Raw genomic sequence first — 16,014 nt, forward strand, 5'->3', positions numbered from 1 at the left:
GTGTCACTTTCGCTTTGGCAGCAGTGTCTTGCCCGATTGCAGGATGAGTTACCAGCCACAGAATTCAGTATGTGGATACGCCCATTGCAGGCGGAACTGAGCGATAACACGCTGGCCCTGTACGCGCCAAACCGTTTTGTCCTCGATTGGGTACGGGACAAGTACCTTAATAATATCAATGGACTGCTAACCAGTTTCTGCGGAGCGGATGCCCCACAGCTGCGTTTTGAAGTCGGCACCAAACCGGTGACGCAAACGCCACAAGCGGCAGTGACGAGCAACGTCGCGGCCCCTGCACAGGTGGCGCAAACGCAGCCGCAACGTGCTGCGCCTTCTACGCGCTCAGGTTGGGATAACGTCCCGGCCCCGGCAGAACCGACCTATCGTTCTAACGTAAACGTCAAACACACGTTTGATAACTTCGTTGAAGGTAAATCTAACCAACTGGCGCGCGCGGCGGCTCGCCAGGTGGCGGATAACCCTGGCGGTGCCTATAACCCGTTGTTCCTTTATGGCGGCACGGGTCTGGGTAAAACTCACCTGCTGCATGCGGTGGGTAACGGCATTATGGCGCGCAAGCCGAATGCCAAAGTGGTTTATATGCACTCCGAGCGCTTTGTTCAGGACATGGTTAAAGCCCTGCAAAACAACGCGATCGAAGAGTTTAAACGCTACTACCGTTCCGTAGATGCACTGCTGATCGACGATATTCAGTTTTTTGCTAATAAAGAACGATCTCAGGAAGAGTTTTTCCACACCTTCAACGCCCTGCTGGAAGGTAATCAACAGATCATTCTCACCTCGGATCGCTATCCGAAAGAGATCAACGGCGTTGAGGATCGTTTGAAATCCCGCTTCGGTTGGGGACTGACTGTGGCGATCGAACCGCCAGAGCTGGAAACCCGTGTGGCGATCCTGATGAAAAAGGCCGACGAAAACGACATTCGTTTGCCGGGCGAAGTGGCGTTCTTTATCGCCAAGCGTCTACGATCTAACGTACGTGAGCTGGAAGGGGCGCTGAACCGCGTCATTGCCAATGCCAACTTTACCGGACGGGCGATCACCATCGACTTCGTGCGTGAGGCGCTGCGCGACTTGCTGGCATTGCAGGAAAAACTGGTCACCATCGACAATATTCAGAAGACGGTGGCGGAGTACTACAAGATCAAAGTCGCGGATCTCCTTTCCAAGCGTCGATCCCGCTCGGTGGCGCGTCCGCGCCAGATGGCGATGGCGCTGGCGAAAGAGCTGACTAACCACAGTCTGCCGGAGATTGGCGATGCGTTTGGTGGCCGTGACCACACGACGGTGCTTCATGCCTGCCGTAAGATCGAGCAGTTGCGTGAAGAGAGCCACGATATCAAAGAAGATTTTTCAAATTTAATCAGAACATTGTCATCGTAAACCTATGAAATTTACCGTAGAACGTGAGCATTTATTAAAACCGCTACAACAGGTGAGCGGTCCGTTAGGTGGTCGTCCTACGCTACCGATTCTCGGTAATCTGCTGTTACAGGTTGCTGACGGTACGTTGTCGCTGACCGGTACTGATCTCGAGATGGAAATGGTGGCACGTGTTGCGCTGGTTCAGCCACACGAGCCAGGAGCGACGACCGTTCCGGCGCGCAAATTCTTTGATATCTGCCGTGGTCTGCCTGAAGGCGCGGAAATTGCCGTGCAGCTGGAAGGTGAACGGATGCTGGTACGCTCCGGGCGTAGCCGTTTTTCGCTGTCTACCCTGCCAGCGGCGGATTTCCCGAACCTCGATGACTGGCAGAGTGAAGTCGAATTTACCCTGCCGCAGGCAACGATGAAGCGTCTGATTGAAGCGACCCAGTTTTCTATGGCGCATCAGGACGTTCGCTATTACTTAAATGGTATGCTGTTTGAAACCGAAGGTGAAGAACTGCGCACCGTGGCAACCGACGGCCACCGTCTGGCGGTCTGTTCAATGCCAATTGGTCAATCTTTGCCAAGCCATTCGGTGATCGTACCGCGTAAAGGCGTGATTGAACTGATGCGTATGCTCGACGGCGGCGACAATCCGCTGCGCGTACAGATTGGCAGCAACAACATTCGCGCCCACGTTGGCGACTTTATCTTCACCTCCAAACTGGTGGATGGTCGCTTCCCGGATTATCGCCGCGTTCTGCCGAAGAACCCGGACAAACATCTGGAAGCTGGCTGCGATCTGCTCAAGCAGGCGTTTGCTCGCGCGGCGATTCTCTCTAACGAGAAATTCCGCGGCGTACGTCTTTATGTCAGCGAAAACCAGCTGAAAATCACCGCCAACAACCCGGAACAGGAAGAAGCGGAAGAGATCCTCGACGTTACCTATAACGGTGCGGAGATGGAAATCGGCTTCAACGTCAGTTATGTGCTGGATGTTCTGAACGCGCTGAAATGCGAAAACGTCCGCATGATGCTGACCGATTCGGTTTCCAGCGTGCAGATTGAAGATGCGGCCAGCCAGAGCGCGGCTTATGTTGTCATGCCAATGAGACTGTAATGTCCCTCACCCGCTTGTTGATCCGCGATTTCCGCAACATTGAAACCGCGGATCTCGCCTTATCTCCCGGCTTTAACTTTCTGGTAGGTGCCAACGGCAGTGGCAAAACCAGCGTGCTGGAAGCCATCTATACGCTCGGCCATGGTCGGGCGTTTCGCAGTTTGCAGATTGGTCGCGTCATTCGCCATGAGCAGGAGGCGTTTGTTCTCCACGGGCGATTACAGGGCGAAGAGCGCGAGACAGCGATTGGCTTAACCAAAGACAAACAGGGCGACAGCAAAGTCCGCATCGACGGTACAGACGGGCATAAGGTCGCGGAACTGGCGCACCTGATGCCAATGCAGTTGATAACGCCAGAAGGGTTTACTTTACTCAACGGCGGCCCCAAATACAGAAGAGCATTCCTCGACTGGGGATGCTTTCACAACGAACCCGGATTTTTCACCGCCTGGAGCAATCTCAAGCGATTGCTCAAGCAGCGCAATGCGGCGCTGCGCCAGGTGACACGTTACGAACAGCTACGCCCGTGGGATAAAGAGCTGATCCCGCTGGCGGAGCAAATCAGCACCTGGCGCGCGGAGTATAGCGCCGGTATCGCGGCCGATATGGCTGATACCTGTAAGCAATTTCTCCCTGAGTTTTCTCTGACTTTCTCTTTCCAGCGCGGCTGGGAGAAAGAGACAGAATATGCTGAGGTGCTGGAACGTAATTTTGAACGCGATCGCCAGCTAACCTACACCGCGCACGGCCCGCACAAAGCGGACTTACGCATTCGCGCCGACGGTGCGCCGGTGGAAGATACCTTATCGCGTGGGCAGCTTAAGCTGTTGATGTGCGCCTTACGTCTGGCGCAAGGAGAGTTCCTCACCCGTGAAAGCGGGCGGCGGTGTCTCTACCTGATAGATGATTTTGCCTCTGAGCTTGATGATGAGCGTCGCGGGCTGCTTGCCAGCCGCTTAAAAGCGACGCAATCACAGGTCTTTGTCAGCGCGATCAGTGCTGAACACGTTATAGACATGTCGGACGAAAATTCGAAGATGTTTACCGTGGAAAAGGGTAAAATAACGGATTAACCCAAGTATAAATGAGCGAGAAACGTTGATGTCGAATTCTTATGACTCCTCCAGTATCAAAGTCCTGAAAGGGCTGGATGCGGTGCGTAAGCGCCCGGGTATGTATATCGGCGACACGGATGACGGCACCGGTCTGCACCACATGGTATTCGAGGTGGTAGATAACGCTATCGACGAAGCGCTCGCGGGTCACTGTAAAGAAATTATCGTCACCATTCACGCCGATAACTCTGTCTCTGTACAGGATGACGGGCGCGGCATTCCGACCGGTATTCACCCGGAAGAGGGCGTATCGGCGGCGGAAGTGATCATGACCGTTCTGCACGCAGGCGGTAAATTTGACGATAACTCCTATAAAGTGTCCGGCGGTCTGCACGGCGTTGGTGTTTCGGTAGTAAACGCCCTGTCGCAAAAACTGGAGCTGGTTATCCAGCGCGAGGGTAAAATTCACCGTCAGATCTACGAACACGGTGTACCGCAGGCCCCGCTGGCGGTTACCGGCGAGACTGAAAAAACCGGCACCATGGTGCGTTTCTGGCCCAGCCTCGAAACCTTCACCAATGTGACCGAGTTCGAATATGAAATTCTGGCGAAACGTCTGCGTGAGTTGTCGTTCCTCAACTCCGGCGTTTCCATTCGTCTGCGCGACAAGCGCGACGGCAAAGAAGACCACTTCCACTATGAAGGCGGCATCAAGGCGTTCGTTGAATATCTGAACAAGAACAAAACGCCGATCCACCCGAATATCTTCTACTTCTCCACTGAAAAAGACGGTATTGGCGTCGAAGTGGCGTTGCAGTGGAACGATGGCTTCCAGGAAAACATCTACTGCTTTACCAACAACATTCCGCAGCGTGACGGCGGTACTCACCTGGCAGGCTTCCGTGCGGCGATGACCCGTACCCTGAACGCCTACATGGACAAAGAAGGCTACAGCAAAAAAGCCAAAGTCAGCGCCACCGGTGACGATGCGCGTGAAGGCCTGATTGCGGTCGTTTCCGTGAAAGTGCCGGACCCGAAATTCTCCTCCCAGACCAAAGACAAACTGGTTTCTTCTGAGGTGAAATCGGCGGTTGAACAGCAGATGAACGAACTGCTGGCAGAATACCTGCTGGAAAACCCAACCGACGCGAAAATCGTGGTTGGCAAAATTATCGATGCTGCCCGTGCCCGTGAAGCGGCGCGTCGCGCGCGTGAAATGACCCGCCGTAAAGGTGCGCTCGACTTAGCGGGCCTGCCGGGCAAACTGGCAGACTGCCAGGAACGCGATCCGGCGCTTTCCGAACTGTACCTGGTGGAAGGGGACTCCGCGGGCGGCTCTGCGAAGCAGGGGCGTAACCGCAAGAACCAGGCGATTCTGCCGCTGAAGGGTAAAATCCTCAACGTCGAGAAAGCGCGCTTCGATAAGATGCTCTCTTCTCAGGAAGTGGCGACGCTTATCACCGCGCTTGGCTGTGGTATCGGTCGTGACGAGTACAACCCGGACAAACTGCGTTATCACAGCATCATCATCATGACCGATGCGGACGTCGACGGCTCGCACATTCGTACGCTGCTGTTGACCTTCTTCTATCGTCAGATGCCGGAAATCGTTGAACGCGGTCACGTCTACATCGCTCAGCCGCCGCTGTACAAAGTGAAGAAAGGCAAGCAGGAACAGTACATTAAAGACGACGAAGCGATGGATCAGTACCAGATCTCTATCGCGCTGGACGGCGCAACGCTGCACACCAACGCCAGTGCACCGGCATTGGCTGGCGAAGCGTTAGAGAAACTGGTATCTGAGTACAACGCGACGCAGAAAATGATCAATCGTATGGAGCGTCGTTATCCGAAAGCAATGCTGAAAGAGCTTATCTATCAGCCGACGTTGACGGAAGCTGACCTTTCTGATGAGCAGACCGTTACCCGCTGGGTAAACGCGCTGGTCAGCGAACTGAACGACAAAGAACAGCACGGCAGCCAGTGGAAGTTTGATGTTCACACCAATGCTGAGCAAAACCTGTTCGAGCCGATTGTTCGCGTGCGTACCCACGGTGTGGATACTGACTATCCGCTGGATCACGAGTTTATCACCGGTGGCGAATATCGTCGTATCTGCACGCTGGGTGAGAAACTGCGTGGCTTGCTGGAAGAAGATGCGTTTATCGAACGTGGCGAGCGTCGTCAGCCGGTAGCCAGCTTCGAGCAGGCGCTGGACTGGCTGGTGAAAGAGTCCCGTCGCGGCCTCTCCATCCAGCGTTATAAAGGTCTGGGCGAGATGAACCCGGAACAGCTGTGGGAAACCACTATGGACCCGGAAAGTCGTCGTATGCTGCGCGTTACCGTTAAAGATGCGATTGCTGCCGACCAGTTGTTCACCACGCTGATGGGCGACGCCGTTGAACCGCGCCGTGCGTTTATTGAAGAGAACGCCCTGAAAGCGGCGAATATCGATATTTAATGGCGCTAACCATGCGAGCGTGCCTGATGCGCTACGCTTATCAGGCCTACGAAAATCTTGCAATGTATTGAATTTTCATGATTTTGTAGGCCGGATAAGGCGTTCACGCCGCATCCGGCAAGAAGCTATAAGAAAAGGGCGGAGATCATCTCCGCCCTTTTTATTTCTGCAATCCGCAATTATCATCCCGCAAATCTATACTTTTTGGGTCAACACGTAACGCTTTACAGGTGATTATCATGGGGCTTTTTGATGAAGTTGTCGGTGCCTTTCTGAAAGGCGATGCGGGGAAATATCAGGCTATTTTAAGTTGGGTTGAGGAGCAGGGCGGCATTCAGGTGCTGCTGGAAAAACTGCAAAGTGGCGGCTTAGGGGCCATTCTCTCAACCTGGCTGAGTAATCAACAGGGCAATCAATCGGTTAGTGGCGAGCAACTGGAATCGGCGCTCGGCACAAATGCGGTGTCCGATCTCGGGCAAAAACTTGGCGTGGATACCAGTACAGCTTCCAGTTTACTGGCAGAACAATTGCCGAAGATTATTGATGCGCTCTCACCGCAAGGTGAAGTGTCACCACAAGCCAATAACGATCTGCTTTCCGCAGGCATGGAACTGCTGAAAGGGAAACTCTTCCGCTAAGCAAAAAGGGAGCACGCAACGCGCGTTGCATCCCCCTTTTCCCTCGGGTGTTGTACTGATTTTTGAGCGGAATCGCGTTAGCATGGGTCAGGAACCAATCTACCTGGGGAACTCATGGCTATTAAACTCATTGCTATCGATATGGATGGCACCCTTCTGCTGCCCGATCACACCATTTCACCCGCCGTTAAAAATGCGATTGCCGCAGCTCGCGCCCGTGGCGTGAATGTCGTGCTAACGACGGGTCGCCCGTATGCAGGTGTGCACAACTACCTGAAAGAGCTGCATATGGAACAGCCGGGCGACTACTGCATTACTTATAACGGCGCGCTGGTACAGAAGGCCGCTGATGGTAGCACCGTGGCGCAAACTGCTCTCAGCTATGACGACTATCGTTTCCTGGAAAAACTCTCTCGCGAAGTCGGTTCTCATTTCCACGCCCTGGACCGCACCACGCTGTACACCGCCAACCGTGATATCAGCTACTACACGGTGCATGAATCCTTCGTTGCCACCATTCCGCTGGTGTTCTGCGAAGCGGAGAAAATGGACCCCAATACCCAGTTCCTGAAAGTGATGATGATTGATGAACCCGCCATCCTCGACCAGGCTATCGCGCGTATTCCGCAGGAAGTGAAAGAGAAATATACCGTGCTGAAAAGTGCGCCGTACTTCCTCGAAATCCTCGATAAACGCGTTAACAAAGGTACGGGGGTGAAATCACTGGCCGACGTGTTAGGTATTAAACCGGAAGAAATCATGGCGATTGGCGATCAGGAAAACGATATCGCAATGATTGAATATGCAGGCGTCGGTGTGGCGATGGATAACGCTATTCCTTCAGTGAAAGAAGTGGCGAACTTTGTCACCAAATCTAACCTTGAAGATGGCGTGGCGTTTGCTATTGAGAAGTATGTGCTGAATTAATCTGTGGGCGGGCAAACAGCATAAACGCGTTTGCCCGCTTACTGATTATTGGTTTACTGCATATACAACCAGAAATTGCAGCGGTGCAGTAATGATGTCCAGCGTAACAGTCACTGGCAGTAATGCTGCGGAAACACCATCCGGAATGCCTCTGGGTGAATAGTATTCATAAAATCGCACTTTAAATGGATGGTAGAACGCCATCACCTTTGAGTAATCCATGTTTTTATTTTTCTCATGGATTGTGCCTTTTAGGTTTTCCAGTGACCTGGTACAGTGTTGAACACCACAGGCAAAACCATAATGCGTTGCCAGTGCCTTTTCTTCTTCGTTATTCCAGTAGTAGTAAAGCGATATTGTGCCGGTAAATTTCTTTTTCCCCGCATTTAAAACAAATCTTGCGTCATCGGCAACCTGAATATTGTGCCGGTTAAGTGCTGGATCATTGAGCATCTTAACGATGTCATCGGCACCATCAGTGATAAGGTAATCCAGCGATTCCCCTACAAAAACATAGCCTTTTGTTCCATTACTATCTTTTGCCTGCGATAGCCCAGTGATGGTGTCTGACTGCGATTGATACTTTCCTGAACTACCCTTTGCGGTATGGGAAACCAGAGCATACGAGATACAGCCTGAAAGCATCAGCGCCAGTGGGAATAAACCGGCAGCCTTAAAAAATCCCTTAAAATTCAACTTCATGATTAATCCTTTAAACGAGTAGCTAAGCCGTTGAAAGCATACTCTTCTTTCCCTCCTGTTTAGCGCCTGATATCCCTTTTCAGATTTCTGCCCGACGCATGTCATTTTTTTATGCATTGTTCTTTTTGTGATCTAAATTGTAGTACAACAATATAAGTTTGTACTACATTACACGCACGGCAAACGCGAACGTCATCACGCTGGTACTACAAAGTTGCCGCGTTATGCATCGATCGGGGTAAAGTAGAGAAGAACATACAGAGCACAAGGACTCTCCATGACTCTCAATAAAACCGATCGCATTGTCATTACGCTGGGTAAACAGATCGTTCACGGCAAATACGTGCCAGGCTCGCCGCTTCCGGCTGAGGCGGAACTCTGTGAGGAGTTTGCAACCTCGCGCAACATCATCCGTGAGGTGTTCCGTTCGCTGATGGCGAAGCGGCTGATTGAAATGAAACGTTATCGCGGGGCGTTTGTGGCACCGCGTAACCAGTGGAATTACCTCGACACTGACGTACTGCAATGGGTGCTGGAAAATGACTACGACCCACGGCTTATCAGTGCCATGAGCGAAGTGCGAAATCTGGTGGAACCGGCGATTGCCCGTTGGGCAGCAGAGCGCGCGACTTCCAGCGATCTGGCGCAGATTGAATCGGCGCTGAACGAGATGATTGCCAACAATCAGGACCGCGAAGCGTTTAACGAAGCGGATATTCGCTACCACGAGGCGGTGCTGCAGTCGGTGCATAACCCGGTGTTACAGCAACTTAGCATTGCGATCAGTTCGCTGCAGCGGGCGGTTTTTGAACGAACCTGGATGGGCGATGAGGCCAACATGCCGCAAACGCTCCAGGAACATAAGGCGCTGTTCGATGCGATACGACATCAGGACGGCGATGCGGCAGAGCAGGCGGCGCTTACCATGATCGCCAGCTCGACACGAAGGTTAAAGGAAATCACATGACAGCTCGCTACATCGCAATTGACTGGGGATCGACCAATCTGCGCGCCTGGCTTTATCAGGGCGACCACTGCCTGGAGAGCAGGCAATCAGAAGCAGGCGTCACGCGCCTGAACGGAAAATCTCCGGCTGCGGTGTTAGCAGAAGTCACGACCGACTGGCGTGAAGAGAAAACGCCAGTGGTAATGGCAGGAATGGTTGGCAGCAACGTCGGCTGGAAAGTTGCACCGTATTTATCTGTTCCTGCCTGTTTTTCGTCTATTGGCGAACAATTAACGTCAGTTGGCGACAATATCTGGATTATTCCCGGATTATGTGTCTCTCATGACGATAACCACAATGTGATGCGCGGCGAAGAAACACAATTGATCGGCGCGCGAGCTCTGGCTCCTTCCTCTCTTTATGTCATGCCCGGAACCCATTGCAAATGGGTGCAGGCCGATAGCCAGCAAATCAACGATTTTCGCACCGTGATGACCGGTGAATTACATCATTTACTGTTAAATCACTCATTGATTGGCGCAGGTTTGCCGCCGCAGAAAAACTCTGCCGATGCCTTCACAGCTGGCCTTGAGCGTGGTCTTAATACGCCCGCCATATTGCCGCAGCTTTTTGAAGTTCGCGCCTCGCATGTGCTGGGAACACTTCCCCGCGAACAGGTCAGCGAATTTCTCTCTGGTTTGTTGATTGGCGCAGAGGTCGCCAGTATGCGCGACTATGTGGCCCATCAACACGCCATCACCCTTGTCGCCGGAACATCGCTGACCGCGCGCTACCAGCAAGCCTTTCAGGCGATGGGTTGCGACGTGACGGCGGTGGCGGGCGACACGGCATTTCAGGCTGGTATAAGGAGCATCGCTCATGCAGTGGCAAACTAAACTCCCGCTGATCGCCATTTTGCGCGGTATTACGCCCGACGAGGCGCTGGCGCATGTTGGCGCGGTGATTGACGCCGGGTTCGACGCGGTTGAAATCCCGCTGAATTCCCCACAATGGGAGCAAAGCATTCCCGCCATCGTTGATGCGTACGGCGACAAGGCGTTGATTGGCGCAGGTACGGTACTGAAACCTGAACAGGTCGATGCGCTCGCCAGGATGGGCTGTCAGCTCATCGTTACGCCCAATATCCATAGTGAAGTGATCCGCCGTGCGGTGGGCTACGGCATGACCGTCTGCCCCGGCTGCGCGACGGCGACCGAAGCCTTTACCGCGCTCGAAGCGGGCGCGCAGGCGCTGAAAATATTTCCGTCATCGGCTTTTGGTCCGCAATACATCAAAGCGTTAAAAGCGGTATTGCCATCGGACATCGCAGTCTTTGCCGTTGGCGGCGTGACGCCAGAAAACCTGGCGCAGTGGATAGACGCAGGTTGTGCAGGGGCGGGCTTAGGCAGCGATCTCTATCGCGCCGGGCAATCCGTAGAGCGCACCGCGCAGCAGGCAGCAGCATTTGTTAAGGCGTATCGAGAGGCAGTGCAATGAAAATCACCAAAATTACCACGTATCGTTTACCTCCCCGCTGGATGTTCCTGAAAATTGAAACCGATGAAGGCGTGGTCGGTTGGGGCGAGCCCGTGATCGAAGGCCGCGCCCGTACGGTGGAAGCGGCAGTTCACGAGCTGGGTGACTATTTGATTGGTCAGGATCCATCGCGCATCAATGACTTATGGCAAGTGATGTATCGCGCCGGATTCTATCGCGGCGGTCCGATCCTGATGAGCGCCATCGCCGGGATTGACCAGGCGTTATGGGATATCAAAGGTAAAGTGCTGAATGCGCCGGTCTGGCAACTGATGGGCGGCCTGGTTCGCGACAAAATTAAAGCCTACAGTTGGGTTGGCGGCGATCGTCCGGCGGATGTTATCGACGGCATTAAAACGCTACGCGAAATCGGCTTCGATACCTTCAAACTGAACGGTTGTGAAGAACTGGGGCTAATTGATAACTCCCGCGCGGTAGATGCGGCGGTTAACACCGTGGCACAAATTCGTGAAGCTTTTGGCAATCAGATTGAGTTTGGTCTTGATTTCCACGGTCGCGTCAGCGCGCCGATGGCGAAAGTGCTGATTAAAGAACTGGAGCCGTATCGCCCGCTGTTTATTGAGGAGCCGGTGCTGGCGGAACAAGCCGAATACTACCCGAAACTGGCGGCACAAACGCATATTCCACTGGCGGCGGGTGAACGCATGTTCTCACGCTTCGATTTTAAACGCGTGCTGGAGGCAGGTGGTATTTCGATTCTGCAACCGGATCTCTCCCACGCGGGCGGTATTACCGAATGCTACAAAATCGCCGGAATGGCAGAAGCCTATGACGTGACCCTTGCGCCGCACTGTCCGCTCGGACCGATTGCACTGGCGGCTTGCCTGCATATCGACTTTGTTTCCTATAACGCCGTACTTCAGGAACAAAGTATGGGAATTCATTACAACAAAGGCGCGGAGTTACTCGACTTTGTGAAAAACAAAGAAGACTTCAGCATGGTCGGCGGCTTCTTTAAACCGTTAACGAAACCGGGCTTAGGCGTGGAAATCGACGAAGCTAAAGTGATTGAGTTCAGTAAAAATGCCCCGGACTGGCGTAATCCGCTCTGGCGTCATGAAGATAACAGCGTAGCAGAGTGGTAATTCCTGCCACGTAAGCCCCTCATCGGGCACTAAAACAGCAATACAAAAATATAACCCTCTGTAAATTACAGGGCATGGTGAGCGGCTTCGCTATGCCCAAAATCTGGAGAAAGCTCGCTATGGATATTCCCGTTAATGCAGCAAAGCCGGGGCGTCGGCGTTATCTGACGCTGGTGATGATCTTTATTACGGTAGTCATTTGTTATGTCGACCGCGCCAACCTGGCCGTGGCTTCCGCCCATATTCAGGAAGAGTTCGGCATTACCAAAGCGGAAATGGGCTATGTATTTTCGGCCTTCGCCTGGCTTTATACGCTATGTCAGATCCCCGGCGGTTGGTTTTTAGATCGCGTAGGTTCTCGCGTGACTTATTTTATTGCGATATTTGGCTGGTCAGTGGCGACTTTATTCCAGGGCTTTGCCACGGGCTTAATGTCATTAATTGGTCTGCGCGCGATAACCGGTATTTTCGAAGCGCCTGCTTTCCCGACCAATAACCGGATGGTGACCAGCTGGTTCCCGGAACATGAACGCGCTTCTGCCGTTGGTTTTTATACGTCTGGTCAGTTTGTCGGTCTGGCGTTTCTGACGCCGCTGCTGATCTGGATTCAGGAGATGTTGAGCTGGCACTGGGTGTTCATTGTCACTGGTGGTATCGGCATTATCTGGTCGCTGATTTGGTTTAAGGTTTATCAGCCGCCGCGCCTGACCAAAGGTATCAGCAAAGCTGAACTGGATTACATTCGTGATGGCGGCGGTCTGGTGGATGGTGATGCGCCGGTGAAGAAAGAGGCGCGTCAGCCGTTAACAGCCAAAGACTGGAAACTGGTGTTCCATCGTAAACTGATCGGCGTTTATCTTGGGCAATTTGCGGTGGCTTCTACACTGTGGTTTTTCTTAACCTGGTTCCCGAACTATTTAACCCAGGAAAAAGGAATCACGGCGCTGAAAGCAGGCTTTATGACCACGGTGCCATTCCTCGCGGCGTTTGTCGGCGTCCTGCTCTCTGGCTGGGTAGCGGATCTGCTGGTACGTAAGGGCTTTTCACTGGGCTTTGCGCGTAAAACGCCGATTATCTGCGGCTTGCTGATCTCCACCTGCATTATGGGCGCTAACTACACTAACGATCCGATGATGATTATGTGCCTGATGGCGCTGGCATTCTTCGGTAACGGTTTTGCTTCGATTACCTGGTCGCTGGTTTCTTCTCTGGCACCGATGCGCCTGATTGGTTTAACCGGCGGCGTGTTTAACTTCGCCGGTGGTCTGGGCGGCATCACCGTTCCGCTGGTGGTGGGGTACCTGGCGCAGGGTTACGGTTTCGCACCTGCACTGGTTTATATCTCCGCCGTCGCGTTGATTGGCGCGCTCTCTTATATCCTGCTGGTGGGCGATGTGAAGCGCGTTGGCTAATCCTTCAACTGTGGAATATGTGCCACACCACTGCGCATAATCCACTTTCTTAAAGCCGGTGCGGTCAGGCATCGGCTTTTTACTATCTTGCCGAAGAGTTTTAAACGCAGTTTGCGGGTGGCGCGCCAGTAAGCGGTATTGAGCTTCTCTGGCTGCTTCAGTAACACCGAACGCAGAATGTCTGTGCTATCCAGCGCATAGCTAATCCCCTCCAGCGAGCTGGCGCTGATAAATCCCGCCGCTTCACCAATCAGAAAGGCGTTGTCCTTACCGCAGACAAAATCCTGCCAGCGCGAGGGAAACAGCACCGTGCATTTTTCGCTTTTCACCGTCTTACCAAACTGGAACTGAAAGGCGCTCATTTTCTCTTTCAGCGTCGTGAAACGCGTCTGACCGTCTTTCATTGGATAGGCACCGCCAAAGATAAAATAACCGTCTTTGCTGATACTCCATGAATAACAGTTAGTTATCGAATTATCAAAGATGCAGGAGTAGAACGGCACCGGATGTTTCTCCGCGAACCACTGCTGGATAGCGACATATTTACGGATTTGATGATCCGGGTAGAGATGTCGCCGCACCATCGAGTTTGCGCCATCGGCACCGACCAGATAGCGGGCGGTAATATGTTGCTCCCAGCCGTCTGCACGAAAAATGACATGCCATTTATCATCCTCACGCCAGATTTTTCGGCACAGGCTGTCGTGATAAACCTCAACGCTGGCGGGGATCAGCGATTTCATCCACAAGTCGAAAGCATGGCGATTAATATTGATATAGCTTCGCTGGTAGTTACGCGTGAGCGATGCGGCGACGTCGACGGTTTTGACGCTGAAAATCTGCGGATTAGCGATCACATCGACAGGAAGCGTCAGCCCATCGCGAATAAAAGATCGCTGCGCGTCCGGTGCCAGCAGACCGCCGCAGGGTTTGCTGAAACCTTCAGTACCACACTGGTGCTTTTTATCCAGCGCGATCACCTGCATTTTGCCTGCTAACTTTCGTGCCAACGCCGATCCTGCCGGGCCGAGGCCAATAATCGCCACGTCGAAATGTTCCATCTTTTCACTCACATTCATCACGATGGCAAAAGACTATTGTCTGAAAGTGAAGTCCTTGTGAAGTATGATGGCGGGACCCGTTTTGTATCAGGACCGCGCCATGAAACAGATAACCTTTGCTCCCCGTAATCACCTGCTCACCAATACCAATACCTGGACGCCCGACAGCCAGTGGCTGGTATTTGACGTGCGTCCTTCTGGCGCGTCGTTTACCGGCGAGACCATTGAGCGTGTGAATATCCATACCGGCGAGGTCGAGGTTATCTATCGCGCGTCACAGGGCGCACACGTCGGCGTGGTGACCGTTCATCCGAAGTCAGAGAAATATGTTTTCATCCACGGCCCGGAAAATCCTGATGAAACATGGCATTACGACTTCCATCATCGGCGCGGAGTGATTGTTGAAGGCGGCAAGATGAGTAACCTTGATGCGATGGATATTACCGCGCCGTATACGCCAGGAGTGCTGCGCGGCGGCAGCCATGTGCATGTCTTTAGCCCGAACGGTGAAAGGGTGAGCTTTACCTATAACGACCATGTAATGCATGAACTCGATCCGGCGCTGGATTTGCGAAACGTCGGTGTTGCTGCGCCGTTTGGCCCGGTCAACGTACAAAAGCAGCATCCGCGTGAATACAGCGGTAGCCACTGGTGCGTGCTGGTGAGCAAAACCACGCCCACGCCACAGCCTGGCAGTGATGAAATCAATCGTGCTTATGAAGAAGGATGGGTAGGAAATCACGCGCTGGCATTTATTGGCGACACACTTTCGCCAAAGGGCGAGAAAGTGCCGGAGCTGTTTATCGTTGAGTTACCGCAAGATGAAGCTGGCTGGAAAGCGGCAGGTGATGCGCCGTTAAGCGGAACGGAAACAACCCTGCCCGCGCCACCGCGTGGCGTCGTGCAGCGACGTTTAACCTTTACCCACCATCGGGCTTATCCGGGGTTAGTCAACGTCCCGCGCCACTGGGTGCGCTGTAATCCGCAGGGTACACAAATCGCGTTTTTAATGCGAGATGATAACGGCATTGTGCAACTGTGGCTTATCTCGCCACAGGGCGGCGAGCCGCGCCAGTTAACCCATAACAAAACGGATATTCAGTCTGCATTTAACTGGCATCCGTCAGGAGAATGGTTGGGCTTTGTGCTGGATAATCGAATTGCTTGTGCCCATGCGCAAAGCGGCGAGGTTGAGTATTTAACCGAACACCACGCCAATTCACCTTCTGCGGACGCCGTGGTCTTCTCGCCGGATGGTCAGTGGCTGGCGTGGATGGAAGGCGGCCAGCTGTGGATCACCGAAACTGATCGCTAAATCAGTTATCAGGCATTCTGGCCGGTGGAATAACCGCATTGGTGGCTTGCGCGTTGGCTTCGCTTTTTTCAACGCGCGAGCGCACCGAGCTGTCTTTGCGGAACACATCCCACGGCAGTAAAAGCGTGTCCATCACAGCGGTAAACGGCATATCGAGAATCGCCAGCGACTTAGTGCCCCAGTTGGTTTCATCGTCGCCAATCATGGTTGCGCTGGCGCGGGTGCCGGGATACGTTCCTTCTTTCCCTCCGGTATGGGACATCACGCTGGAGCATCCTCCGAGTAATGTCATTCCGCTGCATATCATGAACGCTAACAACACATTTCTTATCATAATAAATTCATC

General features: G+C 53.1%; 15 protein-coding genes and 1 pseudogene. 12 read left to right on the forward strand and 4 right to left on the reverse strand.

The genetic code is table 11. From position 1 onward, the window contains the following. From dnaA to gyrB, 4 genes are read left to right on the forward strand one after another with little or no spacing between them, the layout of a single operon-like run. Nucleotides 1-1,404 carry a chromosomal replication initiator protein DnaA gene (dnaA, locus tag KXD89_RS00005; RefSeq protein WP_000059111.1) on the forward strand — a complete coding sequence of 468 codons (1,404 nt, stop codon included), beginning with the start codon at nucleotides 1-3 and terminating at the stop codon, nucleotides 1,402-1,404. Between the two features lie 4 nt (nucleotides 1,405-1,408). Beyond that, nucleotides 1,409-2,509 (forward strand): DNA polymerase III subunit beta, encoded by a 1,101-nt coding sequence (gene dnaN, locus KXD89_RS00010; RefSeq protein WP_072647305.1) that lies wholly within the window; start codon nucleotides 1,409-1,411, stop codon nucleotides 2,507-2,509. Beyond that, nucleotides 2,509-3,582, forward strand: a complete 1,074-nt coding sequence (recF, locus tag KXD89_RS00015; protein ID WP_000060112.1) for a DNA replication/repair protein RecF — start codon at nucleotides 2,509-2,511, stop codon at nucleotides 3,580-3,582. Before dnaN ends, recF begins: the two co-directional genes overlap by 1 nt. A 28-nt stretch (nucleotides 3,583-3,610) precedes the next feature. After that, nucleotides 3,611-6,025 (forward strand): DNA topoisomerase (ATP-hydrolyzing) subunit B, encoded by a 2,415-nt coding sequence (gene gyrB, locus KXD89_RS00020; protein ID WP_000072067.1) that lies wholly within the window; start codon nucleotides 3,611-3,613, stop codon nucleotides 6,023-6,025. A gap of 20 nt (nucleotides 6,026-6,045) precedes the next feature. On the opposite strand, the pseudogene KXD89_RS22525 reads toward gyrB, so the two are convergent. Continuing rightward, nucleotides 6,046-6,144 (reverse strand): annotated as a pseudogene (locus KXD89_RS22525) (hypothetical protein); the annotation flags it as partial. Nucleotides 6,145-6,264: 120 nt separating this feature from the next. Here KXD89_RS22525 and KXD89_RS00025 point away from each other — a divergent pair. Together KXD89_RS00025 and yidA are read left to right on the forward strand one after the other, a co-directional pair. After that, nucleotides 6,265-6,663 carry a YidB family protein gene (locus KXD89_RS00025; protein WP_000522208.1) on the forward strand — a complete coding sequence of 133 codons (399 nt, stop codon included), beginning with the start codon at nucleotides 6,265-6,267 and terminating at the stop codon, nucleotides 6,661-6,663. Nucleotides 6,664-6,777: 114 nt separating this feature from the next. Next, nucleotides 6,778-7,590: a sugar-phosphatase gene (yidA, locus tag KXD89_RS00030; RefSeq protein ID WP_000985549.1), complete on the forward strand. Its 813-nt coding sequence runs from the start codon at nucleotides 6,778-6,780 to the stop codon at nucleotides 7,588-7,590. Between the two features lie 45 nt (nucleotides 7,591-7,635). Here yidA and yidX read toward each other — a convergent pair whose 3' ends face one another. Further along, nucleotides 7,636-8,292, reverse strand: coding sequence for a protein YidX (gene yidX / locus KXD89_RS00035; RefSeq protein WP_000772934.1), 657 nt, complete (start codon nucleotides 8,290-8,292; stop codon nucleotides 7,636-7,638). A 277-nt stretch (nucleotides 8,293-8,569) separates the two neighbouring features. On the opposite strand from yidX, the gene dgoR reads away from it, so the two are divergent. From dgoR to KXD89_RS00060, 5 genes are all read left to right on the forward strand, one after another. Continuing rightward, nucleotides 8,570-9,259 (forward strand): D-galactonate utilization transcriptional regulator DgoR, encoded by a 690-nt coding sequence (gene dgoR / locus KXD89_RS00040; protein WP_000174305.1) that lies wholly within the window; start codon nucleotides 8,570-8,572, stop codon nucleotides 9,257-9,259. Continuing rightward, nucleotides 9,256-10,134: a 2-dehydro-3-deoxygalactonokinase gene (dgoK, locus tag KXD89_RS00045; protein ID WP_072647304.1), complete on the forward strand. Its 879-nt coding sequence runs from the start codon at nucleotides 9,256-9,258 to the stop codon at nucleotides 10,132-10,134. Before dgoR ends, dgoK begins: the two co-directional genes overlap by 4 nt. After that, nucleotides 10,118-10,735: a 2-dehydro-3-deoxy-6-phosphogalactonate aldolase gene (gene dgoA, locus KXD89_RS00050; protein ID WP_001198722.1), complete on the forward strand. Its 618-nt coding sequence runs from the start codon at nucleotides 10,118-10,120 to the stop codon at nucleotides 10,733-10,735. The genes dgoK and dgoA overlap by 17 nt, the downstream gene beginning before the upstream one ends. Beyond that, nucleotides 10,732-11,880, forward strand: a complete 1,149-nt coding sequence (gene dgoD / locus KXD89_RS00055) for a galactonate dehydratase (RefSeq protein WP_000705001.1) — start codon at nucleotides 10,732-10,734, stop codon at nucleotides 11,878-11,880. The genes dgoA and dgoD overlap by 4 nt, the downstream gene beginning before the upstream one ends. 74 nt (nucleotides 11,881-11,954) lie before the next feature. Next, nucleotides 11,955-13,292: an MFS transporter gene (locus KXD89_RS00060; RefSeq protein ID WP_000253455.1), complete on the forward strand. Its 1,338-nt coding sequence runs from the start codon at nucleotides 11,955-11,957 to the stop codon at nucleotides 13,290-13,292. On the opposite strand, the gene cbrA is transcribed toward KXD89_RS00060, so the two are convergent. Beyond that, nucleotides 13,289-14,353, reverse strand: coding sequence for a colicin M resistance lipid reductase CbrA (gene cbrA, locus KXD89_RS00065; protein WP_001340434.1), 1,065 nt, complete (start codon nucleotides 14,351-14,353; stop codon nucleotides 13,289-13,291). The genes KXD89_RS00060 and cbrA overlap by 4 nt on opposite strands. A gap of 100 nt (nucleotides 14,354-14,453) precedes the next feature. Here cbrA and KXD89_RS00070 point away from each other — a divergent pair, with 100 nt between their 5' ends. Continuing rightward, nucleotides 14,454-15,668: a DUF3748 domain-containing protein gene (locus tag KXD89_RS00070; RefSeq protein ID WP_001336371.1), complete on the forward strand. Its 1,215-nt coding sequence runs from the start codon at nucleotides 14,454-14,456 to the stop codon at nucleotides 15,666-15,668. A 1-nt stretch (nucleotide 15,669) separates the two neighbouring features. Here the strand turns inward: KXD89_RS00070 and KXD89_RS00075 are convergent, their stop codons facing one another. Further along, on the reverse strand, nucleotides 15,670-16,002 hold the full coding sequence (locus KXD89_RS00075) for a YceK/YidQ family lipoprotein (RefSeq protein ID WP_000620888.1): 333 nt from the start codon (nucleotides 16,000-16,002) through the stop codon (nucleotides 15,670-15,672). Nucleotides 16,003-16,014: the final 12 nt, after the last annotated feature.

This window comes from Escherichia sp. TC-EC600-tetX4 (genome assembly GCF_019356055.1).
Classification (GTDB): domain Bacteria; phylum Pseudomonadota; class Gammaproteobacteria; order Enterobacterales; family Enterobacteriaceae.

Coding starts and splice junctions, on each gene's coding strand:
- yidA (WP_000985549.1), top strand. CDS start 6,778: ATGGCTATTAAACTCATTGCTATCGATATGGATGGCACCCTTCTGCTG.
- dgoD (WP_000705001.1), top strand. CDS start 10,732: ATGAAAATCACCAAAATTACCACGTATCGTTTACCTCCCCGCTGGATG.
- recF (WP_000060112.1), top strand. CDS start 2,509: ATGTCCCTCACCCGCTTGTTGATCCGCGATTTCCGCAACATTGAAACC.
- gyrB (WP_000072067.1), top strand. CDS start 3,611: ATGTCGAATTCTTATGACTCCTCCAGTATCAAAGTCCTGAAAGGGCTG.
- KXD89_RS00025 (WP_000522208.1), top strand. CDS start 6,265: ATGGGGCTTTTTGATGAAGTTGTCGGTGCCTTTCTGAAAGGCGATGCG.
- dgoK (WP_072647304.1), top strand. CDS start 9,256: ATGACAGCTCGCTACATCGCAATTGACTGGGGATCGACCAATCTGCGC.
- dgoA (WP_001198722.1), top strand. CDS start 10,118: ATGCAGTGGCAAACTAAACTCCCGCTGATCGCCATTTTGCGCGGTATT.
- KXD89_RS00060 (WP_000253455.1), top strand. CDS start 11,955: ATGGTGAGCGGCTTCGCTATGCCCAAAATCTGGAGAAAGCTCGCTATG.
- KXD89_RS00070 (WP_001336371.1), top strand. CDS start 14,454: ATGAAACAGATAACCTTTGCTCCCCGTAATCACCTGCTCACCAATACC.
- dnaN (WP_072647305.1), top strand. CDS start 1,409: ATGAAATTTACCGTAGAACGTGAGCATTTATTAAAACCGCTACAACAG.
- KXD89_RS00075 (WP_000620888.1), bottom strand. CDS start 16,002: ATGATAAGAAATGTGTTGTTAGCGTTCATGATATGCAGCGGAATGACA.
- dgoR (WP_000174305.1), top strand. CDS start 8,570: ATGACTCTCAATAAAACCGATCGCATTGTCATTACGCTGGGTAAACAG.
- cbrA (WP_001340434.1), bottom strand. CDS start 14,353: ATGGAACATTTCGACGTGGCGATTATTGGCCTCGGCCCGGCAGGATCG.
- yidX (WP_000772934.1), bottom strand. CDS start 8,292: ATGAAGTTGAATTTTAAGGGATTTTTTAAGGCTGCCGGTTTATTCCCA.